Here is a 24,216-nt window from a genome sequence, read left to right as displayed (position 1 = left end):
TGCTAATTAAAGGATATATCTAAGATTATCAATATTGGTGATTTACACTTTTATGATCTTACAGGTATTCGTTGAGCCTGCAGAATGGTCATCTCCATGAGTAATCAATATAAGATCGTCCGTTTTTAGGTAACCCGCATTTTTTAATGTATCAATTGCGTTGCGAACATAATCACTGTTATTGGTTGCAGTCGAACTAAACCTAATCGGTGTGACACCACGATATAAAGCACAGTAATTAAGAGTTTGGGTGCTACTTGAAAGTGCAAAAATAGGTAACCCAGAGCTTAAGCGTGACATTAATAATGGTGTGCTGCCTGATTCAGTTAAAGCGATGATCGCTTTGATACCAACCGTATGATTTGCCGCAAACATGGCTGTCATTGCTAATGCTTCAGTTGGGTCATCAAAGGTACAATCCATACGATTGGTTGAGATGTTAATGCTTGGGTGCTTTTCTGCCCCGATACAAACGTCACTCATGGCTTTAACGGTTTCTAGAGGATACTCACCTGCCGCTGTTTCGCCCGATAACATCACTGCATCTGTACCATCTAATACGGCATTAGCGACATCCATTACTTCTGCACGAGTCGGCATTGGCGCGCTGATCATCGATTCCATCATTTGTGTTGCAGTGATCACGACTCTATTTAAACGGCGAGCAGTACGGATCATATTTTTTTGTACACCAACTAATCGTGCATCACCAATTTCAACGCCTAAATCACCACGTGCTACCATCACCACATCAGAAGCTTTGACAATATCTTCTAATGCTTCCTGTGTTTCTACTGCTTCTGCACGTTCTACCTTAGCAACAATTTTAGCATGGCAACCTGCTTCTTTTGCTAATCGGCGAGCATAGTGAATATCTTCACCATTGCGTGGGAATGAAACTGCTAGGTAATCACAACCAATTTCAGCAGCAGTAATAATATCTTTTTTGTCTTTTGGTGTTAAAGCTGCCGCAGATAAACCACCGCCTTTTTTATTGATCCCTTTATTATTAGATAAAGTGCCACCAATAGAGACGGTTGTGTGTACTTGGTTGCCAGTGACTTTTTCAACAATAAGCTGAATACGCCCATCATCTAATAATAAGACATCGCCTGCTGCTACTTCTTGTGGCAATGTTTTGTAATCTAAACCTACTGCTTGTTGATCACCTTGTCCCTTGTCGATATCACTGTCTAATATAAACTTATCATCTACGGCAAGTTGAATCTTTCCTTCTTTAAAGGTGGAAACGCGGATCTTGGGACCTTGTAAATCACCCATAATGGCAACTTCAATGCCTAAGCGTTTGGCTATTTCACGCACTTCTTTGGCACGTTTTATATGATCCGCTGGCTCACCATGTGAAAAGTTCATACGCACCATATTGGCGCCGGCGGCTATAATTTTTTCTAGGTTATTATCGCGGTCAGTTGCTGGACCTAATGTTGTCACTATTTTTGTACGTCTGGTCATGTGAATTCCTTATTAATATATTTTCTCATGAAGGTAAAAAAACGCTACTCAGGGTACCCTGTATTGTGTGTTTATTGTACTCATCTTAGGAGTTGCTATAAACATATTCGCTGATTTATCTTACGGTTTGAAGTCAAAGTCTAAAATGATAGTTTGAACTCTTAGTTTGAATTATTAGCTTTAATGATTTGTTTGAATTGCTAGATTTAATTTATGTCGGCTAACGATTGATATAGTTAGCCGACATAAAGAGGGGCTTAGATTTTTTTAACAGAAAGCATGAGTGCAGATTCAGGATCAAGGATTGGTAGTGTTAAGCCAATTTCTTTAATGTTTTCACCGCTTAAGGTTAATGTTTTGTCTAACCATTGAGGACGCTGTTTCATTAATTGGAAGCTAGTCTCTGGCATCTCAACTATTTGCACTTGATACTGTGCATTTGCATCAATACAGCTAATACGCAGTGGCGATGGCAATGCATAATCAGGCATGGTTAGCTGACAAACAGTCAACAACATCTCATTTTCATTTTGTACACCGTAGATGTTTTGACGCTTATCGGGAGTATCTAAACGGAAACTACGGCCACTGTGCAATAATTCACGGTATTGTTTATGTAACGCGATGTACTTAGCGAATGCTTGTCTTTCATCTTCAGGTACTTTTACTGGGTCTAATTCAACACCCATGTGGCCACCTAGCGCAGTAATACCACGCATATTGATATGGTGACGACGATTAGTCGAATGACATTCTTCAGGCCCAATATGTGATCCCATTACTTCTGGAGGAAAGAAATAACTCATACCACGTTGGATTGCTTGACGCTCTAACGCATCGTTACAATCTGATGCCCAAAAACGATGAGTACGTTTAAGGATTTCAAAGTCAATTCGACCACCGCCCGATGAACAAGACTCAATTTCTACTTCACTATGTGCTGCTAATAATTTATCTAATAATGCATATAATGCTTTAGTTTGGCCGTGTACCGCAGGTTTACCTTCGTGACCTGGTTGAACTAATTCACGGTTCATATCCCATTTTAAGTATGAGATATTGTAGGTAGTGAGTAGATCATTGAGGCGATCAAATAAATAGTTAAAACAATCTGGATTTTGTAGATCCAGCAGATACTGCCAACGACCCGATGGTTGATGATAACCCTTAAGTTCTAATACCCAATCAGGATGTGCACGGTAAAGATTTGAGTCTTGGCTAATCATCTCTGGTTCAACCCACAGACCAAACTCCATGCCTTGATTGTTAACGTGTTCGATAACAGGCTCTAAACCATTTGGATATTTTTTCTCATCCAAATACCAATCGCCTAACGACGTGCGATCATCATCTCGACCTATAAACCAACCATCATCAATAATAAAGCGTTCAACACCCATAACAGCAGCTTCAGTTGCCATTTTCATTATGTATTCAGGATCGTGCTCGAAGTAGATACCTTCCCACGTATTAAGGTGCACTGGACGTGGTTTATCAACGGGGAATTTTAAAATGTTGTTGCGTACAAAGTGGTGGAAATGTTCAGAAATACCATTTAAACCGTTGGCACTGTAAGTTGCGTATAACCAAGGCGTTGTATAGCTTTGTGATTGTTCAAGAACGGTTTCACCCGCCAGCAGTAATTCACCTGCTTGTACAAAACGACGACCATCACTTTTAACATCAGCACGTAGTTGATGATTACCGCTCCAACCTAAGTGAAAACCCCAAACCTGTCCATTTTGTTCAGTAAAGTGATCCGTGCCAACGAATAAACCAGGAAAGTTTTCATGAGAGGTTCTACCGCGGCGGTTTTCTTGCATGAAACCACCGTGTGAGAATGATTGACGGTGAGTTTGGAATTCTCGTGTCCAGCGACCGTAGAAAGTCATTAATTCATTCGCATGGTTTGGCACTGGTAACGTAGAAGAAAGCTTGGTGAGATGGTATTTTCCTTCACCAACATTAGTGACGGTTACACGTTTTTGCACAACATCGCTTTCAAAATCAAGCTTCAGCTCAATATCTAATTGTAGTTTGGCAACATCATCTTGTAATGTGAAGGTGACAGATTGATCTGTAACTACTTGATCGATTACTGAAAAAACCGGTGCCCAATCATGGCTATTACGATGACCTTCTATACCTGGCGCATTAAAGTGCCCACTGCCTAACTCAGGACATAAAGACAAAGGAACATCAACATCAAGGCGCGCTTGAGAGATAGGGCGCTCAGTAGATAACATAATATCAGGGTCAATCTGACTTATTTTTGCGCCCCAATGTAGCACCTCAGGAGTGCGATCAACCTTGATTATTAGGCTACAATTTTTACTCGTTAGGTGAATAATTTCGCTCATTTTATCTCCAGTACGTAAAGAATATTGAAAAAGTAAGTTGTTTGCGTAAACATTATGGTTAGATTGTCACCTTTTAAAGGTTTTGTCAGCCTTTAAGTTGGTATATGTGATATGAAACAATAGATTTTATGTAACCAATTGTTTTTGAAAACATTGGTTGAACTTTTGTTTAACTTTAAAGTAAATGATAAGTCTTTTGTAACATAAAATCTGTTAATACGATTAGAGTCTGTTAATTTTCAGGCTTTATTTTTGTATTTTTTAATTAAAAAATTGGAAACGTTAACATCTTCTGATTTTGAGTATCGATAACGTTATAATGATTGCAATAATGAAACTAAATAAACTTCTTTTAAGAGAATCAAATGGCAACCATTAAAGATGTAGCTAGAGAAGCTGGTGTATCCATTGCGACTGTATCAAGGGTGATAAATAATTCCCCTAAAGCAGGGAAATCATCAATCAGTGCAGTGCAGTGTGCTATGAAAAAATTGGGCTATCGTCCTAACGTTAACGCACGCGCTTTGGTCAGCCAAAACTCTAATACTATTGGCGTGTTGGTGAGTGATATTTCAGATCCCTTTTTTGGTACTTTAATCAAAGCAGCGGATCAAGTTGCACGGGAAAATCATAAACATCTGTTAATTGGCAATGGTTACCATGACGCCGATAGTGAACGAGAAGCGATTGAGCTGTTGATTAATAGCTGCCGAGAGTCGCTTATTATTCATGCTAAAGCATTAAGTGCAGAAGAGTTGATTGGTTTTGCTAAAGAAGTGCCGGGGTTAGTATTAATTAATCGATATATTCCTGAAATTGCGGATCGCTGTATTGCCTTTGACAATTTTCAAGGGACCTATATGGCGACGGAATTTCTGATTAATAATGGCCATAAGCATATTGCTTATATTAACTCTAATCATCAAATTGATGATGCTTCGGAACGCCAAGCTGGTTATCTAAAGGCTTTGAAGGACCATAATTTACCTTCACCAATGCAATATATTGCCGCTGCAGATAGCAATGATCAAGGCGGTAAATCTGCAATGATCGAATTGTTATCTAAAAATATCCCAATTAGTGCGGTGTTAACTTACAACGATTTTATGGCTGCTGGTGTACTTAGCGCACTGGAAGAAAATAATATTGCGGTACCTGAAAAAATATCGTTAATAGGTTTTGATAACAGCTTAATTTCCCGTTATGTTCATCCTAAATTAACAACCATTAATTATCCCATTGAGATTATGGCTAAACAAGCAACAGAACTGGCACTTAAACTTGCTAAAAAAGAACAATATACTCCCGAAACTCGTATTTTTTCACCGACACTGGTGAAGCGTTTGTCGGTTAGCAAGCATGACGCAGAGTGAATATAATTGGGTGCAGTGAGCAGGAAAATTACTGCTCTTGGTGCAGTTTTTTGTTTGCTTGAATTCAAGTAATAAATCGATAGGTGGTTTGATAATGGTATTCTTGTCCCGCTTGTAAAATAGCGCTAGGCTGCCATTCTGGATGGTTGACAGCATCCGGTAAAAACTCTGTCTCTAAAGCTATGCCAGCATAGTCTTGATACTCTCCACCATTGCGATTAGGCGTTCCTTCTAACCAATTCCCAGTGTAAAGTTGCAGCGCAGGTTTATTGGTAAATACCTCTAGTGACAGATCATTATCTGCACTACTAAGCAATGCTGCACGGGCACCTTGTTGGCAAGGTTTGTTAAGCAAAAAAGCATGGTCATAACCTTTTGCTAATTGCTGTTGTGGCTCGGTCAGAAAATCACTTGTAATGACTTTAGGCTGACGGAAATCAAAGCTGTTTTTATCTACAGAAGCAGGTCCATCGAGTGGAATTCCGACTTTATTAGTTGGCAGGTAATGGTCTGCATCTATCTGTAGCCTATGATTTCTGCAGTCCTCACCTGATTCAGCACCGGCAAGGTTAAAATAAGCATGGTTAGTTAGGTTAATTGGCGTGGGTTTGTCAGTGATTGCGTGATAACTGATAATAACCTGATTATCATCGGTTAATTGATAGCATACTGATACTTGTAATTGCCCTGGAAAACCTTGGTCACCATCCTCTGATACAAGAGCAAAGCGAACGAACCCTTGCGTCTGCTGTTCTATTTCCCAACGACGTTTATCGAAACCATCAACCCCACCATGCAGTGTATTACCATCTTGATTGATTGATAATTGGTAGGGATAACCATTAATACTAAATTGCCCATCTGCAATACGATTGCCAAAACGGCCCACTGTCGCACCCAAATAGGTGCCTTGTTTTTTAAAATCAGCCATTGTAGATACACCTAATAAAACCTCTCGCTGCTGATCGGCAACGGGTACTTCACAACTCAGCCAAGTTGCACCGATGTCCATAAAAATAACCGATAGGCCATTTTTATTCTGCAATTTAACTAATTTTGCAGGTTGACCATCAAAAGCGACTTCTTCAGTCATGGTTTTAAAAAGTGTATTCGACATGATGATTACCTTTCGTATTAAATAACGCCTGCACCATTTTGTGGTGTGCAAATATAAATAGATTCTTTAATGCCTGTTTTTGCTTGATACTTAGCTTCAATAGCTGCCTGAACTTGAGGCACCATTTCTGTTGGCATCAAAGCAACACAACATCCACCAAAACCACCGCCAGTCATGCGTGCACCACCTTTGTTACCTAATGCTTCAGTTAATACTTCAACAATATAGTCAATCTCTGGCACAGTAATTTCAAAGTCATCACGCATAGAAGCATGCGAAGCATACATATATTCACCGACTTTTTGTAAATCACCTGCAATTAGTGCATCAGCACAGGCAACAGTACGTTCATTTTCAGAAATAACATGATGTGCACGCTTATAAACATCTGAGCCTTTTTCAATACTTGATGCATCTAATTCTGCTAACGTTGCATCACGCAATGCCACTTTACCAAGCAAACGAGAAGCTTCTTCACACTGTTCGCGCAGTGCATTATAGGCTCCATCAACTAAGCTATGCGTGACATTAGAGTTAACAATCATAATGCTAACACCTTCGGGAATATGCACAGATTTTGTTTCTAGGCTTCGACAATCAAGCAATAGTGCATGGCTCTTTTCACCACAGGCAGAAATCATCTGATCCATAATGCCACATTTACAACCTGCAAAATTATGCTCAGATGCTTGGCCAATAAGTGCTAAATCAGACTGAGTAACATCTAATTCATAGAGCGCTTTCATGGCCTGACCTGTAACTACCTCAAGTGCAGCTGAAGAACTTAAACCAGAGCCTAGTGGAACATTACCAGTAATAGCAATATCTGCGCCGCCAAGTGAGTAGCCCTTTTCTTTTAAGAAATGAACCACTCCACGCATGTAATTAGCCCATAGTTTATCTTCAGTTGGTTTTATTTCTTGATCAACAACAAATGAATCTTGAACATGATCATAATCCACCGAAATCAAACGGATCACACCATCGTCGCGTTTAGCGCAGGCAATAACGGCTTGATAATCAATGGCACAGGGCATAACAAAACCGTCATTGTAATCGGTATGTTCACCGATTAGGTTAACGCGGCCGGGCGCTTGTACAAATGTTGTTGCAGGATAACCACATACATCTTGGAATGCGTTTGCTGCGCGTTGTTTTAAGTGAGTGCTTGGCATACAGTAAATCTCCGTCCCTTATTGTTGTTCTTTGTAGTGAACATCGCTGACATCACGTAACTTCTGAGCGGCTTGTTCTGCGGTTAGATCGCGTTGCGATTCAGCCAACATTTCATAGCCCACCATAAATTTACGAACTGACGCAGAGCGTAGTAGTGGTGGATAGAAAATGGCATGTAATTGCCAATGGTCAATATCCGTTCCTGCTTCAAAGAAAGGAGCATAGTGCCAACCCATTGAATAAGGGAAAGAACACTGGAATAGATTGTCATAACGACTGGTTAATTTCTTGATCGCAACGGCAAGGTCATCACGTTGTTCACTAGAAAGCTCACTCATGCGGCGAATCGCTGTTTTTGGTAATAACATGGTTTCAAATGGCCATGCAGCCCAATAAGGAACAACAGCAATCCAATGCTCTGTTTCAACAACGGTACGTTCACCGTCTTTCATTTCAGCTTGCACATAATCAAGTAACAGGTTTGAACCCTGTTGGTCGTAATATTCTTTAAGGTGTTTTTCTTTGCGTTCAATTTCATTAGGCAGGAAACTGTTTGCCCAGATTTGACCGTGTGGATGCGGTTGTGAACAACCCATTGTCTCGCCTTTATTTTCAAAAGCTTGCACCCAAACATAATCTTTACCTAATTCTTCAATCTGCTCGTTCCACGTATCAATAACGCCACGAATTTTGTTTACTGGTAGTTCTGGTAAGGTTTTGCTGTGGTCCGGTGAAAAACAGATCACACGACTTAAACCACGTACCCCTTGGGTTTTAAATAATGGGTTTTCAGATTCTGGCGCTTCAGGCGAATCCGTCATTAATGCTGCAAAATCGTTAGCAAAAACATAAGTACCTTTATAGTCTGGATTTTTATCACCAGAAATACGTGTGTTATTAGCACATAAGAAACAATCTTTATCGTAACTTGGTAGCTGCACGTTTGATGGTTTCTCATCCTGTCCACTCCACGGGCGTTTCGCACGGTGTGGAGAAACTAGGATCCATTGTCCTGTTAATGGGTTATAACGGCGATGTGGATGATCAATTGGATTAAATTTAATATCAGACATAGTTATTCTCGTTCCTATTTATAACGTTAGGTATTGCTTACTCAACACCTAACATTTGGGATAATTATTAATAGCCTTGTGGATTTTTTGACTGCCAATTCCAAGTATCTGCGGTCATTTCCATAATGCTACGGCTGGCTTTCCACCCTAAATCTTGTTCAGCTTTACTGGTACTTGCCCAACACTCTGCAATATCACCCGGCCTGCGTGGACAAATTTCATAGGCGATCTCTTTACCAGAGGCTTCACTGAAGGCATTAACCATTTCAATGACGCTAGAACCATTACCTGTCCCTAGGTTATAAATATGTAATCCAGATTTTTGACCGACTGCATTTAATGCAGCGATATGACCATCGGCAAGATCCATAACATGAATATAATCACGGACACCAGTACCATCAGGCGTTGAGTAATCATCACCAAATACAGACAGTTTCTCGCGACGACCAACGGCAACTTGTGCAATAAAAGGCATTAAGTTATTAGGGATCCCCTGTGGATCTTCACCCATAGAGCCAGAAGGATGTGCGCCAACAGGATTGAAATAACGTAGTAGCGTAATGCTCCAATCAGGCTGAGAATCATAAAAATCAGAGAAGCAACATTCCACTATATATTTACTACGACCATAGGGATTGGTTGTTGCACCAACAGGTGAGTCCTCTGTAATAGGCACGCTTGCTGGGTCGCCATAAACCGTTGCAGAAGAGCTAAAAACAATACTTTTTACACCTGCAGTGCGCATTGCACGTGCTAGTACTAAGGATCCATTAACATTGTTATCATAGTATTCCAAAGGCTTCGCTACTGATTCTCCCACCGCTTTGAGGCCGGCGAAATGAATAACAGATTGAATATCATGTTCACTAAAGACTTTATCTAGAAATGCTTGGTCGCGAACGTCGCCTTGATAAAATATTGGGCGCACTTTTGTCAGCGCTTCAATACGATCCAATACGGCCAATTTACTGTTACAAAGATTATCAACAATAATAGGCTCTAGGCCAGCTTGTAACATTTGTACACAGGTGTGACTGCCTATATACCCCATACCACCAGTAACGAGAACTTTCATGACAAACTGCTCCTATAGCTATTCAATTAAGATAAATAATAACAATTAATATTTTGAAAAAAAGTGATCCAATACGCATAGTGTAAACGTTTACACTTTATTTTTGAAGTGTTTTTTTACTTACCTACACCCTCAATAAAGTTAGTTTTTTTAGCTTTATATTTTTTATTCGCTTGATTATTAGGTTAATTATAACAATTGTATTGCTTATAAAATAAGCATTAATAGTCTGAAATAGACCAAAATTGAGGCTATTTTGTATAAAAAGCATTGTGTAAACGTTTCCATTGTATGCTATAAATATGACTATATTGTCTATTTCTTAATGGTTGTATTATGTCAGAAACACTTATTCCAAATATTGAATCGTTTATCGCTAATATCGATCCATTCAGTCGCTTACCGGAAGCATTACTTCAAAAAGTAAGTGCGACAATTAAGATCGTTTATCTTGCCAAAGGAGAGGTGATCCCACCGCCTTCATCGGAACAAGATAACTATTTGTTTATTGTCAAAACAGGTGCTATTGAACAGCGATGCGTTGACGGTAGCCTAAGAGGGCGGCTTGAAGAGGATGATGTATTTGGTTTTAGTTTATTTTCTAACTCCGAAGCGCGCTATCAAATAGAGGCAATTGACAATACATTACTTTATTTAGTGCCGGCCAAAACTATTTATTATATTCAATCTCAATATCCCGAATATGCACAACATTTTACTGCCAAACCGGAAGACCGGATCCATTCAGCACTTGAGTCAAGTTGGTCTGATATTAGTCAGAACTCTTTTTTTAATCGCGTAGAACAAGTAGCCAGTGAACAATTTTCGCAAGTTAATAGTGACGATTCCATTGCGCAAGCAGCTAAAGTTATGCGAGATAACGATGCATCTTGTTTAATAGTAAAAAAGGATAATCAGTTAGTAGGTATTGTTACCTGCACAGATCTTATTGGGCGAGTAATTGCGGAAGAGAAAAGCACACAATCGCCAGTTAGTGAGATTATGAGTGCACTACCAAGTACTATTTCTCCAAAGGCTAGTGTTTTTGATGCTGCTATCTGCATGATGGAAAATAATATTCAAAATTTGCCTATTGTGGAGCATAGTAAAGTACTGGGTTTGCTATCTTTAAATCAGCTTTTTCAAAATCAGCGTATTGAAGCTATTTATCTGATTAATAAAATAAAAAAATCAACTAGTGAAAATAAATTAGCAGAACACATGCCTGAACGTGACCGTATTTTTCAATCATTGGTCAATGATAAAGTGCCTGCAGACTTAATCACTACTATTTTGAGTACGATCATGGATGCTGTGAATCAGCGTTTAATTGATATTGCCATTGACCGACTTGGCCCTGTGCCTTGTGAGTTTTCTTGGGTAGTCTCTGGCTCTCATGCGCGTAAAGAGGCGCATATTTTGTCTGATCAGGACAGTGCGATTATTTTATCGAATGAGGCGACAACAAAAGATAAAGTGTATTTTCGTCACCTTGCTATGGTCGTCACTAAGGGACTCGACCTGTGTGGTTATGAACTTTGTCCTGGTAAGTTTATGGCGGTAACAGCGAAGTGGTGCCAACCTTTATCTGTATGGCAAGAATATTTTAAAAAGTGGATCCGCAATCCGGAATACGAATGCCTTTTGAACCTTAGTGTATTTCTTGATACTAGGGTTATATATGGGAACCACCAATACAGAACAACCCTAGTAAATGAATTTAAAGAAATGCTTTCTAGCCGTATTTTTTTGAGTAAATTAATACGTGATGCGGCAGAAAATCGAGCACCTTTAGGGATTTTCCATAATCTGGTATTAAGTAAGAATGAACATAATGAAAAAACACTTAATATAAAACGTTACGGCATTAATATTATTGTCGATTTAGCGAGAATTTATGCGCTATCAGCTAAGTCTGATGCCTGTAATACCACTGACAGGTTAATTGCAGTCAACAAAGCTGGGCTGATGGATGATGCAACCTTAAAAAATATAATCAGTGCGTATAACTTTCTTAAAAGTTTTCGTTTTTCTTATCAAGTGGATATGCTCAATAAAGGCGAGATACCAAGTAGTAAGATAAATCCTGATTATTTTGGTAGTTTCGAGCGTAAACATATCAAGGATGCTTTCCGTCTGATTGATGATTGGCAACAATATACGAAGATGAGATTTAGCTAATGCGTCGCTTTTTTAAAAAAAAGAATTATTGGAAAGAGTTGGCTGCTAAACGCGCAGAATGTTTAATCTCGCCCCTTCCTAATGAAGTCAGCTTGAATTTAAGCCAGCCATTACTCGATAAAAATACACTGTTTAAGGCACTGCCTTTTCTCGTTGTTGATTTTGAAACTACTGGTTTTGAGCCCGCCAAAAACGATATTATTAGTATTGGTTGGGTAGAAATTGTCAATATGCAAATAGACCTTGGATGTAAGCAACATTTTTACATTCGTAATAGCCAAGACATTAATCATGAGACCGCGGTTATCAATCAAATCGTACCGCAAATGATCCAAAATGATGGCGTTCCTCTTGAGCAGGTGATTAATGCTTTACTGAATGCTAGCAAAGGTAAAATATTAGTGGTGCATGGCAAAGTGATTGAAAAAAACTTTCTAGACTTTTATGCACAAAAATTCTTAGGGATCCCTGAGTTACCTTTGATGTGGATTGATACCATGAAAATAGAAGAGTGGAAAACTGCAAAAACGGGAGGCAACACAATATCCCAAGATAATCGACTTTCAGCGGTCAGGAAACGCTATAACTTACCTCAATATACCGCGCATAATGCCTTGGTTGACTCAGTTGCTAGCGCTGAACTATTACTTGCACAAATAGCGCATATGTACCGAGATCGGCAGGTCACCCTTGAAACGTTATATGAAATGAGTCAATAAGCAATGAGAGAAAAGCTTTCAGACTATTGATGCTGCAAAGAGTTGATGATGCAATTTTTTGCGTTTAATTATCAAGCCTCTAATCTGCACATAAAAAAAGGAACTGTTATTAACAGCTCCTTTTTAAGTAGTAACGCTAGAGGTAGTGCCTAGTTAGCTAATTATTTAATGTTTATTTATCAAATGTTTAGTTATTTAGCATCTTGTGATCTATTTTTTAAAAGTACGTTTACGGACTTTTTCTAAACGTTTAAGAATGCTATCAAGTCGCTCTGGTTTTACCATAAACTCTTGGAAACCTTTCATTGCTTCTTTAGCCATACCTGGATCGGTATCTCGGTCAAAGAACTGAGCCGTTCCATCTGCATTATTAAGCATGGTAACCCCTTTATTTAGGAAAGGATTATCAACTGCTTTTGCTTTTTTATTCGGTGGGATCTGTAATAGCGCTTTGTTAACTAAGGTTTGGTTTTCAGGTCTTGCCATAAATGCGAGGAAAGCACGTGCATCTTCTTTGTTTGCTGCTTTTGACGGAATATGTAAGGTATCCATTGGCGCATCTTCAGCCATACCAACTTTTGGGTTGATCATTGGGAATTGCATGAAGGCCATTTTACCTTCTAATTCTGCTGGGAAGTTAGGGGTAATGAAGTTACCGATCAAATACATTGCCGCTTCACCACGGTATAAGAAAGGCTGTGCTTCTTGCCAAGAGTAAGTGGCATGGTTTTCTAGGAAATAGCCAGGTTCAACCATCTGTTTCCATGTGTTGAAGGTATTTTTCACACGTTCGTCAGTGTATGGTATTTTTCCATCCATTAGATCCATATGAAAATCTAAGCCATTGACACGTAAATTAATGTAATCAAACCAACCGGCCGTAGTCCAAAGATATTTACTACCAATCGCGACGGGTGCAATATTATTTTTTTTCAGTGTTTCACTAGCTGCAAGGAATTGATCCCATGTTTTGGGTTCGGCAATACCATATTTATCAAAGATATCTTTACGGTAATAAATACCCCATTGATAATAGGTATAAGGCACACCCCATTGTTTCCCATCTATGGTCATCGCAGGTTTAGAGCTGGCAAAATCTTGGTGCATATCGTTAGCATTCCAAATATCGGATACGTCTTCAAATAAGCCTTTATCCACAAATGCCTTCATGCGGTTACCTGCATACCAAAATACAACATCTGGTGGTGACGTAACTAACCAATTACGAATAGTGGTTTTATAACCCTCATGGTCATAAAGATTGTAAGTTACTTTAATATCTGGATTTTCTTTTTCAAAGGCAGTGATTATTTCACCAAATGCCGCTTTTGGTGCTGGATCTGAAGCATCTGAATTGATGACTAAGTTACCAGCATAGGACATGGATGATAGCGTCACGGAAAGCGCACTAGCAGCCAATATTGTATTGAACTTTTTCATATTTTTTCCTTGTAAGTAATGGCAGCATCTTGTCGCCAATGGTTATCTAAATTTGATCTATATGATCGCTATTACCCTTTGGTTGCACCGAGTGTTAACCCTGCAATGAAGTGACGCTGCATGGCAAAAAAGAGTGCTACAGGTGGCAATGCGGCCACGACTGCACCCGCTGAAATTAGATTCCAAGACGCTAGCCATTGACCCTGCAATGAACTTAGGCCAGCCGTCACAGGACGCACGGTATCACTTTGTACCAATACCAATGCCCAGAAGTAATCATTCCAAATAAAAGTAAAAATAAGTACAGAAAGTGCTGCAAGTGCAGGGCGTACTAAGGGTAAAACAATATACCAAAAGATTTTAAACTCACTAACGCCATCAACCCGCGCAGACTCTAATAATTCATTAGGCAAACCTACAATAAAGTTACGCATAAAGAGCGTACAAAAGCCGGTTTGAAAAGCTACATGAAACATGATTAATCCCATGTGAGTATCATACAAACCTAAAGAGATAGTGAGGTCTCGTACTGGGATCATTAAAATTTGAAAAGGAACAAAGTTACCGCCAATGAAAATAGCCAACATCCAAATATTTGCTTTAAATTTATACTTGGCTAAAGCAAAGCCCGCTAAGGTTGATAAAGCGACCGCACCGAGTACGGCAGGTAGGGTGATGATCATGGAGTTAAGTAAATATTGTCCCATCTCTGTTGATTGAAAAACCATATTATAGTTTTCAATGAAGTTAAAGCTGGTGGGCCAACCCCAATAATTACCTTGGTTAATATCTTGAATGGATCGTATCGAAGTCATCATTACCGCTGCTAAAGGCATTAACCATAATAAAATAGTTATCGGTAGTGAAATTCGATAAAGGATGTTGGTTAACGGTGAAGCATGTTTTATCGGTGTCGGATACATTATCTTTCACTCCTCAACATATTAACTAAGAAATAGGCAATATAAACAGCCATAATCAAAAATAACACAACGGCAACGGCAGCGCCGTAACCCATACGGTAATTGAATATAGATTCTTCATACATCATGTAGGCGAGTACAGTGGAACTTCCCCATGGCCCGCCGGCTGTCATGGTGGCGACTAAGTCAAAGGAACGTAGCGCACCTATCACGGTTACGACGACAGCGATAAATGTTGCAGGTGATAGTTGCGGTAAAATAATATAACGCAGCATTTTTAAACCTTTTGCGCGGTCCAAGCGTGCCGCTTCTATTTGATCGGGACTGAGGCTATTTAATCCTGTGAGGTACAAAATCATGCAGTACGCTATTTGTGGCCATAAGCCCGCAACGATAATGCCGTAGGTGACATATTCTTCGCTAGACAGTAAGGCAATGGTCTGAAAACCAAAAACATCTAAAATGGTATTCAGCAACCCTAAATTAGGATCATAAAACCAAGAAAAAACTAATCCTATAACTACTTGGGAAATTACAAATGGAAAGAAAAAGAGGGCTTTAACTAAACGTATACCGGCCACGTCTTGATTTAAAAACAGTGCGATTGCTAACCCGATCGGCGGGGCTAACATAAACAATATCATCCAAAGAATATTATTTTTTAATGCCGTCCAGAAGCTTTCTGAGTCAAACAACTGAATATAATTATCGAAACCAATCCAAGTTTTATCGCCAAGACCATCCCAACTATAAAAACTAAGCATAAAGCTATCGGCGATGGGATAGAGCACATAGAGACTGAATAATATTAAGGCTGGTGCCATAAATATCCAAGGTACCCACTGTTTGGATATTCTGCGTGTTGGTGTTGGTAAGCGCTTTGGTCGTTGAATTCCATTTGTTTTGGCTGTTGATTGCTGCAACATATCTGCTCCATCATATTGTTATCAGATAATCATCAATTGCGTTTATGTTTACGCAATACATTTCAAGCCTTTATTTCTACTTATTTCAAATAAGCCTAGCTAATCACCCTAATAAGGTAAACATTTTCACTCACGATTTCAGTTTAAAAATTAAAAATTGGGAGGTTGGTCTCTCTCCTTTTTTATGTGGAAATAATTCAAAAATAACAGTGAGATCCCAATCAAACTTATTATAAATTGTATTTTTATAGATCACATTTAATGTACTCTGGACTATCTGCACGAGGAAAGTTGCGATAACGTAAATTCATTTGATTGAGCGTTTTCGCAAACATTTTTTCGCTTCACACTCGGTTTTCATCACACGTTCTTAAGAGGGTAATTAGTCATGGCTGCAATTTCATTACATCAGGTTGTTAAGCGCTTTGGAGAAACCGAAATTATCCATGGTGTTGATTTAGAAATAAAAGAAGGTGAGTTTACTGTCTTTGTTGGTCCCTCTGGTTGTGGTAAATCTACCTTATTGCGTCTCATTGCTGGGCTTGATGATATTACTAGTGGCACACTTTCTATTGGAGACATCGATGTCACCAACGTAGAACCTGCTGATCGCGGCGTCGCCATGGTATTTCAATCCTATGCACTTTATCCGCATATGACGGTTGAGGAGAATATGGGCTTTGCTTTAAAAATGGCAAACGTTGAGATAAGTGAGATTAAAAAGCAAGTTAAAAAAGCCAGTGATATTTTACAATTAGAGCCATTATTAAATCGTAAACCAAAAGAACTGTCGGGTGGCCAACGTCAACGTGTTGCAATAGGAAGAGCCATCGTCCGTGATCCTGAAGTGTTTCTATTTGACGAACCATTATCTAATCTAGATGCTGAGTTACGTGTTGAGATGCGCTTACAAATAGCTAACTTACATTCGCAACTTGGTAACACCATGGTTTATGTTACCCATGATCAAGTTGAAGCCATGACCCTAGCAGATCGAATTGTCATATTACGAGATGGTAGAGTGGAGCAAACTGGCAGCCCAATGGACCTCTATTACCGCCCTGGTAATGAGTTTGTTGCTGGATTCATAGGCTCCCCTAAAATGAACTTTATTAGTGCAACATTACTTGATGTTAACGGCTCTCAAGTTAGCGTCGGTTTACCTGACGGGCAGTCGGTATTGATTAATACGCATTCAAGCAATTGCCAAAAAGGCGACCAAGTTAAGTTGGGTATCAGACCGGAACATATGCAACTAGCTGCTACAGAAGCAAACGCACTTACCCTATCATTCCTGGCTAACAACGTAGAGCGCTTAGGTAATAGTACTTATCTATTTGGGCATTATCAGAGCAATGATAATTTCATTGTGCACATTCCTTCTGATCAACAAGTGAATAGAGGCGATAAAATGTCTTTATACGTAGAGCAATCTGACCTGCATTTATTTGACCAAGAAGGGCTGTCACTGCGTGATTATGAATCCAAGTGATGTTTAGGCTGTTATTTTAGTACTTTACTTAAAACTTACTTTTACCGTTTAACAAAAATGCCTCGATATAAGTTACTTATATCGAGGCATTTTTATTTACGTTAACGGAGGGGTATTAAATCACTGTTAACACCCCTTTGTCATAACACTTTTGCAGTTATGTTTAATTGGCTAATTTGGTCTGTAATTGCCTGTCCGAGCTCACGAGTGCTGGCTGTTCCTCCCATGTCTCTTGTTAAACACTGTTGTTTTTTAATTACTTTTTCAATAGCATCGATCATGAGGTCATGTATATCTGTTTCCCCTAGGTGTTTCATCATCATTGCTCCAGCCCAAATAGTCCCGATAGGGTTTGCAATACCTTGGCCAGCTATATCTGGTGCAGACCCATGGACTGGTTCAAACATTGATGGAAATCGTTTGTCCGGGTTTATATTGGCAGAAGGGGCAATCGCGATGGTGCCAGTACAAGCGGGTCCTAAATCAGATAAAATATCACCGAATAAGTTAGAGCCGACGATGACGTCATAAAACTCGGGCATACGTACAAGGTTAGCAGTGAAAATATCTATATGAAATTGATCTACATTGACACTAGGGTACTGTTCTCCCATATTTTTCACTCGACTATCCCAGTAAGGCATTGAATGAAATAAACCGTTTGACTTAGTGGCTGAGCTTAAGTGTTTTTTAGGGCGGCTTTGTGCTAGTTCAAAGGCATATTTTAAAACTCGGTCTGTTCCTTTTCGTGTAAATACACTTTGCTGTAATACAAACTCATCTTCTGTACCTTCATATTGTATGCCTCCAATCGCCGAGTATTCACCTTCCACATTTTCGCGAACCACATAAAAGTCTATGTCTCCTGCTTTTTTATTTGCTAGCGGTGAAGGAATACCATCAAATAATCGCACAGGTCGTAAGTTTATATATTGTTCAAATTCTTTTCTTATTGGTAATAAAAGGCCCCATAAGGAAATATGATCTGGTACGCCAGGATAACCAACTGCACCTAAATAAATAGAATCGAAAGCTTTTAATTGTTCAATGCCATTTTCAGGCATCATACGTCCTGTTCGATGATAGGTTTCACATGACCAATCAAAATAAGTAAACTTCAGGTTAACGCCATGTGATTTTGCTGCTGCCTGTAGAGCAATAATTCCCTCTGGAATCACTTCTTTACCGATTCCGTCGCCAGCTATTACTGCTATATTGTATTCTTTCATAATTAATCCTTTACTATATAATGATTTTATTCGTTCGAAAGATAATAGAATGAAACGACTTAACTAAGGAGTGCCAAGGTGTAAAGTATGAGATTACAAAATGTAAACAAATTACCCTCTTTAGAAGATTTAAAAGTGTTTAGTGTTGCGGCTCATTGCGAAAGCTTTAGTATTGCGGCAGACCAACTAGGCGTATCACCTGCATATATCTCAAAGCGCATTAAATTATTAGAGGATAATGTTGGGGTTACTTTATTCTTTCGTGCACCTAGATCTGTACACTTAACTGAGCAGGGGAAAATTGTACTCAACACATCTGAACAGCTATTAATCCAACTGGATAAAATGCAAGCTCAACTACGAGAGCTAGCCATTGAAACTAAAGGCTTAATCCGTGTTGGTTGTAGCTCAGGATTTGGGGCCACTTTTTTAAGTCATTTTATTGCAGCTTTAAAACAAAAATACCAACAGCTAAATATTGATTTATATTTAAATGACAAACCTTCTGATCTTATAGAAGACAATCTACACCTAGATATTCGGATCGGTGGCTCATTTCCCCCACAATATATCGCCAAAAAAATAGCTAATAACCACCGAATCCTATGTGCGAGCCCTAGTTATGTAGAGCAACATGGCAAACCAATACATCCATCAGATCTTGAGTCAAAGCATGTTTGCATTGGTATTAGAGAGCGCGATACCTTATTTGGGAGTTGGAAATTAGGTTGTCATGGTGAGTCTGTGGTTATCATGCCGAACACTGAATTAATTGTGAATAATGGCCATGTAGCCAAGTTATGGTGTCAAGAAGGGCAGGGTATTATATTGCGTTCAATTTGGGATGTTGAAGCAGAATTGAAGTCAGGACAGCTTATTCAGCTATTACCTCAATGGAAACAAGAGGCAAACGTTTATGCTGTTTACCACCAAAAAACCAGTCATAACGCCAATCTACGGACATTTTTAATTGAATTTGAACAGTTTTTAGCGACTCAAATTCAGTCTGATTTAAATATACCAGCTACCTGAGGTTATAACTTTCATGAGCACTGAACAGTTCAATCAACGTTTTGTTAAGTTACTTAAAGATAAAAAAATAACGCAAATAAAAGTTGCTAAAATGCTAGATATTTCTCGTACTGCAGTCAACAAATGGACTAAAGACGGCAAAATCGATGATAATAATCTAGAACAGTTAGCTGACTTTTTAAAAGTAGATCAAATATGGCTTAAATATGGAACGCCTAGTGAGGAAATGCACCCCATTTCTACCAAGAAAATTAATGAGTTAAATATACTGCATAGTACTGGTGAAATTGTAACTTGGGAGTGGGATTTGTTTAATGATACTGCCACTTATTCTGACAATGTTGAAAAAGTTTATGGTGTTAACGTTACCTCTAATAGCGATTTTTGGAGTTTGATGGATGAAAATACAAAGCAACGCTTAAATAGTAACTATGAAGATATTATTAAGCATGGCGGGGCACATGAAATTGATTTTAAAATATCTAAAGATGGACTTTCTCGTTGGATAACCTCTCGTGCTACAGGTGTTAGGGGCCGTAACGGGAAAATAACAAAATTGATTGGTATCAGCCTTGATAATACAGTGCGTAAGGAAGCTGAAATTAATTTGCAAAAAACACAACACTATTTTAATACGCTATTGAAGTACATCCCTAAAATTGTTGTATTTACTGATAAAGAAGGAGAAATTCTGGCCACAAACTATCATGACAAAAAGCCAGAGATCTCCTATCTAAAACTGCAAACAAAAATCTATCACTTTATTGCAGCTGAACAAAAACTAGTGGAGCAACTTCAAGTGGCATCAAATATGCGATACGAATTTGATCATTCAACTATTATTGCAAGTTATCATGAGCAGAATAAACAACCTTATTTGATGTTAGTTTTTGAACAATTATAAATCGAGAACTAGTCGAGCAGAGCGAGCACGAGACACGCATACCATCATAGTAGACTGCTCTTGTTGCTCTTCTTCTGATAGATAAAGATCATGATGCTCTGCTTCACCTTCTAAGATAGTTGTTTCGCAGGTTCCACAAACACCATTTCGGCATAGACACTCAATATTAATACGGGCATCTGCTTCTAATGCTTGGAGGATAGACATATCTTCTTCTACTCGAAGCGTAATGTTAGATCGCTTACAATGCACATCAAAAGCATGGCCAGTTTGAATACTTTCAGTAAACTTTTCAAAGTGAATATATTCATCGTCAAATGACTTTTTGCCTCTCTCAATGACTTCATCAATCAGAGAATCTGGACCACATACATAGCAATGGCTATCTGCAGGAATAGTAGACATCAGCTCAGCTATATTAATCCTTTGTTGTTGTGCGCCATTATACAAGAATAGCTTATCGCCTAACTGCTCTTTTAACTCTGATATAAAGCCTGCGGTATTTGGCTGACGAAAACAATAATGTAATTCAAAGTCAAACGCTCCTTTTTGTAGCGTATGTAGATATGAAAGAAATGGAGTAATACCAATACCACCCGCAATTAGAATATGTTTCTTTGTACTATTTTCTACTAAGGGAAAATAGTTTTCAGGCTCAGAAATATCTAAAGTATCACCCACTTTTACATTGTTATGCATATAATGTGAGCCACCCTTTGAGGTTTCATTAAGGTGGACTGCAATCGCATAAAAGCGTGTGTTTGTAGGTGCGCTTAACAAAGAATATGAGCGTTGTAATTCCCCATTTTGCATCGATACTGTCACGTGACTGCCAGGTGAGAACTCTGGTAAAGAGCCATCAATTAACTCAAATTGAAAGTATTTAACTGTTTCACTGATCAACTTGCATTCAGTAACCGTTACTACTAATTTTGCTTTCTCTTCCATATAAACCTCTGTTATTACGCTATATCTAAGCAGAGGTATTTAACCTCTAAGTAATCTTCGATACCATATTTAGAGCCTTCTTTGCCCAAGCCTGATTGTTTTGTACCGCCAAATGGAGAGACTTCATTTGAAATTAATCCAGTATTAATACCTATCATGCCGTACTCTAAATTTTCTGACATGCGGTAAACTCGTTTAATATTATTGGTATAGAAATAAGAAGCCAAGCCGTAAATCGTATCATTAGCCCGTTCAAGTACTTCTTCTTCAGTACTAAACCTGATGATTGAAGCAATAGGTCCAAAAATTTCTTCATGTACAATATTCATACTATGGTCAACATCTAATAGTACTTGTGGACTCATATAGTTAGCATGGTCAGGTGTTGAAATAGATAAAGGAGCGAGTTTGGCCCCTTTGTCTAGCGCATCTTGAAGTAAGCTTTGCATATTTTTAATTGCTTGAGACGTGATCATCGGGCCAATATCAATGCCTTCATCAAGTCCATTGCCTACTTTAAGATTACTAACTTTATCCATGAATTTACTGACAAATTGATCATAGATCGCATCATGGATATATAGACGGTTTACACAAACACAAGTTTGCCCTCCGTTTCTAAACTTTGCGATCATTGCTCCTTCTACCGCTTTATCAATATCTGCATCATCGAACACAATAAAAGGAGCATTGCCGCCTAATTCCATTGAAGATTTTTTAATCGTTGTTGCACATTGCTTTAATAGTTGTCGCCCAACAGGGGTGGATCCTGTGAATGAAAACTTTTTAACCAGAGAATGCGATGTCAGTATTTCACCAATTTGTCTCGACTCGCCCGTTACTACATTAAATATACCTGCAGGGATCCCCGCCTGATCTGCTAACTCTGCTAAGGCTAGAGCTGTATAAGGCGTTTCAGAAGCAGGTTTAATAATAATACTGCACCCTGCAGCCATGGCTGGTGCCGCCTTTCGAGTGATCATCGCAGCAGGGAAGTTCCATGGAGTAACTGCACCACACACACCAATAGGTTGTTTAATTGTTGTGAGGCGGTTTGTTCCTATGGTTTGGGGAATAGTTTCGCCGTAAGTACGTTTACCTTCTTCTGCAAACCATTCAATAAATGAAGCTGCATATTTAATTTCACCACGTGATTCATGCAACGGTTTACCTTGTTCCATGGTCATAATGTATGCTAAATCATCAATATTACTTTCAATTAAATTAAACCAATTTCGTAAAATAATTGAGCGAGATTTTGCAGTTTCTTGTTTCCATTTTTGCATTGCCTGCTGAGATTGTTCAATTGTGTCTATTATTTGTTGCTCTGATAACTTTGGAATCGTGCCTATCAATTCACCATTTGCTGGGTTTGTTACATTAATAACATTGCTCGAAGAGATCCACTTACCACCGGCATAGCAAGACTGTTTAAAAAGTGTTGGTTGTTGAAGTATGTTCATTGCAAAGTCCTTTATTAATCTAAATGTTGTTGAACAAGAATTTGATGGAAATGTGCGACACCATGTTCGCTAATACCACTTCTTTGTTTGTCGGTCATAATACGGCCTCGACCACGATAGCCTCTTGAACTTAATCCCTTTTGAACACTCTCAACTAAGCGTAAATCCTCTGGGCGAAATACATCTTTGTACCACTCCACTAAACGTTTTTGATCTTCTGTAAGTTCCTCATTTAGAAAATAAATATCATAATATTGTAATGTTTTCCCTGCGCTCATTGGAAACTCATAAATAACCGTCATGTAATCGCCACCAGGGGGCATATTAAACATGGTGCAAGGCCAAATCCAAAAGCCACTAAAGCGAGGATCTACGATGGACTCATCAAATTTGTATGAGGATTCAGAAGGTTTTGCTTTACCTACTTGTAGTGTCCAATTCTGGTGCAAGGTATGCTCATAATCTCCAACATCTACAGACTCAGCAAAACTCACGTGATTAGTTGGACAGTGATAACATTCAATATAGTTATCAACGATAGTTTTCCAGTTCGCAGGCGTTTCGCTTACAAAACGAGCCGCTAATTTGAGGTCTTTTACTACAGTACATGCTTCAAATACTTTATCTTCTAAACCTACTAATTGATCTTCTATCGGCTTAGGCGTTTCACTTAAACTAATAAAAATAAAACCTGCAAACTCTTGAACATGGAAAGAGACTAAACTAGATAAATCTTTATCAAAATTTTCAACATTATCACAGTTATTTGCATGTACTAACTCACCATCAAGCTTAAATGCCCATGAGTGATAAGGGCACGTAATCACATTTTTTGCTTTACCAGAATCCCCTGATAATAACTGATGTCCTCTATGTGGGCAGACATTATAAAAGCCACGCAAGATATTATCTCTACCACGAACAACAATAAGGTTCTCGCCAATAATCTCGCGAGTAATATATGAATTTTTTTCTTTTACTTCACTGCTATGTGCTACACAAACCCACGAATTAGCGAATATTTTCTCTTTTTCAGACTCAAAGATACTTTCATCGGTGTAGTACTGTGCAGGGATGGTCCATGCATTTTCGATATCGGTATATTCTTCTTTATTCAATTTAGTTAATGGACGCATCATTGTTTCCTTATTGGTTTTGTTAACTTCAGGTTTACGTGAAGGCTATATCTTAAATTAAATCCGATCAATAACATATTAATGTAAACTTTCAGGAAACAATTGTCGATCACAATTTAAACAATTTTAACTCATATTTAATACTTTTATAACATGTTGATCTTGTTTTTTAA

At 38.6% G+C, this 24,216-nt stretch carries 19 protein-coding genes; 6 read left to right on the top strand and 13 right to left on the bottom strand.

What is annotated here, in order from left to right:
* Positions 1–42: 42 nt before the first annotated feature.
* Positions 43–1,473 (bottom strand): pyruvate kinase, encoded by a 1,431-nt coding sequence (pyk, locus tag MT390_RS01635; protein ID WP_166368622.1) that lies wholly within the window; start codon positions 1,471–1,473, stop codon positions 43–45.
* Between the two features lie 257 nt (positions 1,474–1,730).
* On the bottom strand, positions 1,731–3,833 hold the full coding sequence (locus MT390_RS01630) for an alpha-galactosidase (protein ID WP_499439215.1): 2,103 nt from the start codon (positions 3,831–3,833) through the stop codon (positions 1,731–1,733).
* A 365-nt stretch (positions 3,834–4,198) separates the two neighbouring features.
* Here MT390_RS01630 and MT390_RS01625 point away from each other — a divergent pair, with 365 nt between their 5' ends.
* Positions 4,199–5,206: a substrate-binding domain-containing protein gene (locus MT390_RS01625; protein WP_166368618.1), complete on the top strand. Its 1,008-nt coding sequence runs from the start codon at positions 4,199–4,201 to the stop codon at positions 5,204–5,206.
* Between the two features lie 64 nt (positions 5,207–5,270).
* Here the strand turns inward: MT390_RS01625 and galM are convergent, their stop codons facing one another.
* From galM to galE, 4 genes are all read right to left on the bottom strand, one after another.
* Positions 5,271–6,329, bottom strand: a complete 1,059-nt coding sequence (galM, locus tag MT390_RS01620) for a galactose-1-epimerase (RefSeq protein WP_499439495.1) — start codon at positions 6,327–6,329, stop codon at positions 5,271–5,273.
* Between the two features lie 11 nt (positions 6,330–6,340).
* The gene (gene galK, locus MT390_RS01615) at positions 6,341–7,498 is read right to left on the bottom strand and encodes a galactokinase (RefSeq protein WP_499439212.1); all 1,158 of its coding nucleotides are present in this window, start codon (positions 7,496–7,498) and stop codon (positions 6,341–6,343) included.
* A gap of 18 nt (positions 7,499–7,516) precedes the next feature.
* Positions 7,517–8,572 carry a UDP-glucose--hexose-1-phosphate uridylyltransferase gene (locus MT390_RS01610; protein WP_499439210.1) on the bottom strand — a complete coding sequence of 352 codons (1,056 nt, stop codon included), beginning with the start codon at positions 8,570–8,572 and terminating at the stop codon, positions 7,517–7,519.
* Between the two features lie 67 nt (positions 8,573–8,639).
* Positions 8,640–9,650, bottom strand: coding sequence for a UDP-glucose 4-epimerase GalE (galE, locus tag MT390_RS01605; RefSeq protein WP_499439208.1), 1,011 nt, complete (start codon positions 9,648–9,650; stop codon positions 8,640–8,642).
* A gap of 336 nt (positions 9,651–9,986) precedes the next feature.
* On the opposite strand from galE, the gene MT390_RS01600 reads away from it, so the two are divergent.
* A complete protein-coding gene (locus tag MT390_RS01600; RefSeq protein ID WP_499439206.1) occupies positions 9,987–11,831 on the top strand; it encodes a DUF294 nucleotidyltransferase-like domain-containing protein in 1,845 nt (614 codons plus the stop codon).
* The gene (locus MT390_RS01595; protein ID WP_499439204.1) at positions 11,831–12,550 is read left to right on the top strand and encodes an exonuclease domain-containing protein; all 720 of its coding nucleotides are present in this window, start codon (positions 11,831–11,833) and stop codon (positions 12,548–12,550) included. Before MT390_RS01600 ends, MT390_RS01595 begins: the two co-directional genes overlap by 1 nt.
* A 210-nt stretch (positions 12,551–12,760) precedes the next feature.
* Here the strand turns inward: MT390_RS01595 and MT390_RS01590 are convergent, their stop codons facing one another.
* From MT390_RS01590 to MT390_RS01580, 3 genes are all read right to left on the bottom strand, one after another.
* Entirely contained in the window at positions 12,761–13,990 is a 1,230-nt protein-coding gene (locus tag MT390_RS01590; RefSeq protein ID WP_499439203.1) for an ABC transporter substrate-binding protein, read from the bottom strand.
* Between the two features lie 71 nt (positions 13,991–14,061).
* A complete protein-coding gene (locus MT390_RS01585; protein WP_166368544.1) occupies positions 14,062–14,913 on the bottom strand; it encodes a carbohydrate ABC transporter permease in 852 nt (283 codons plus the stop codon).
* Positions 14,913–15,839 carry a carbohydrate ABC transporter permease gene (locus tag MT390_RS01580; protein WP_166368542.1) on the bottom strand — a complete coding sequence of 309 codons (927 nt, stop codon included), beginning with the start codon at positions 15,837–15,839 and terminating at the stop codon, positions 14,913–14,915. The genes MT390_RS01585 and MT390_RS01580 overlap by 1 nt, the downstream gene beginning before the upstream one ends.
* A 388-nt stretch (positions 15,840–16,227) precedes the next feature.
* Here MT390_RS01580 and MT390_RS01575 point away from each other — a divergent pair, with 388 nt between their 5' ends.
* On the top strand, positions 16,228–17,331 hold the full coding sequence (locus MT390_RS01575; RefSeq protein WP_499439201.1) for an ABC transporter ATP-binding protein: 1,104 nt from the start codon (positions 16,228–16,230) through the stop codon (positions 17,329–17,331).
* 140 nt (positions 17,332–17,471) lie between these two features.
* On the opposite strand, the gene MT390_RS01570 is transcribed toward MT390_RS01575, so the two are convergent.
* A complete protein-coding gene (locus MT390_RS01570) occupies positions 17,472–18,560 on the bottom strand; it encodes a tartrate dehydrogenase (protein ID WP_499439199.1) in 1,089 nt (362 codons plus the stop codon).
* An 87-nt stretch (positions 18,561–18,647) separates the two neighbouring features.
* On the opposite strand from MT390_RS01570, the gene MT390_RS01565 reads away from it, so the two are divergent.
* Both MT390_RS01565 and MT390_RS01560 read left to right on the top strand, forming a co-directional pair.
* Positions 18,648–19,592, top strand: a complete 945-nt coding sequence (locus MT390_RS01565; protein WP_166368536.1) for a LysR substrate-binding domain-containing protein — start codon at positions 18,648–18,650, stop codon at positions 19,590–19,592.
* Between the two features lie 13 nt (positions 19,593–19,605).
* Positions 19,606–20,496, top strand: a complete 891-nt coding sequence (locus tag MT390_RS01560) for a helix-turn-helix domain-containing protein (protein WP_166368534.1) — start codon at positions 19,606–19,608, stop codon at positions 20,494–20,496.
* On the opposite strand, the gene MT390_RS01555 is transcribed toward MT390_RS01560, so the two are convergent.
* From MT390_RS01555 to MT390_RS01545, 3 genes are read right to left on the bottom strand one after another with little or no spacing between them, the layout of a single operon-like run.
* A complete protein-coding gene (locus tag MT390_RS01555; protein ID WP_166368532.1) occupies positions 20,491–21,444 on the bottom strand; it encodes a PDR/VanB family oxidoreductase in 954 nt (317 codons plus the stop codon). The two genes, MT390_RS01560 and MT390_RS01555, sit on opposite strands and share 6 nt — an antisense overlap.
* Positions 21,445–21,458: 14 nt before the next feature.
* Positions 21,459–22,907, bottom strand: a complete 1,449-nt coding sequence (locus MT390_RS01550) for an NAD-dependent succinate-semialdehyde dehydrogenase (RefSeq protein ID WP_166368530.1) — start codon at positions 22,905–22,907, stop codon at positions 21,459–21,461.
* A gap of 14 nt (positions 22,908–22,921) precedes the next feature.
* On the bottom strand, positions 22,922–24,046 hold the full coding sequence (locus MT390_RS01545; protein WP_499439196.1) for an aromatic ring-hydroxylating oxygenase subunit alpha: 1,125 nt from the start codon (positions 24,044–24,046) through the stop codon (positions 22,922–22,924).
* Between the last annotated feature and the right edge of the window lie 170 nt (positions 24,047–24,216).

The organism is Vibrio sp. 2-Bac 85, from assembly GCF_037546705.1.
In the GTDB taxonomy this organism is placed as follows: Bacteria; Pseudomonadota; Gammaproteobacteria; order Enterobacterales; family Psychromonadaceae; genus Psychromonas.
Note: the sequence above shows the minus strand (reverse complement) of the source record. Positions and strands in the feature narration are given on the sequence as shown.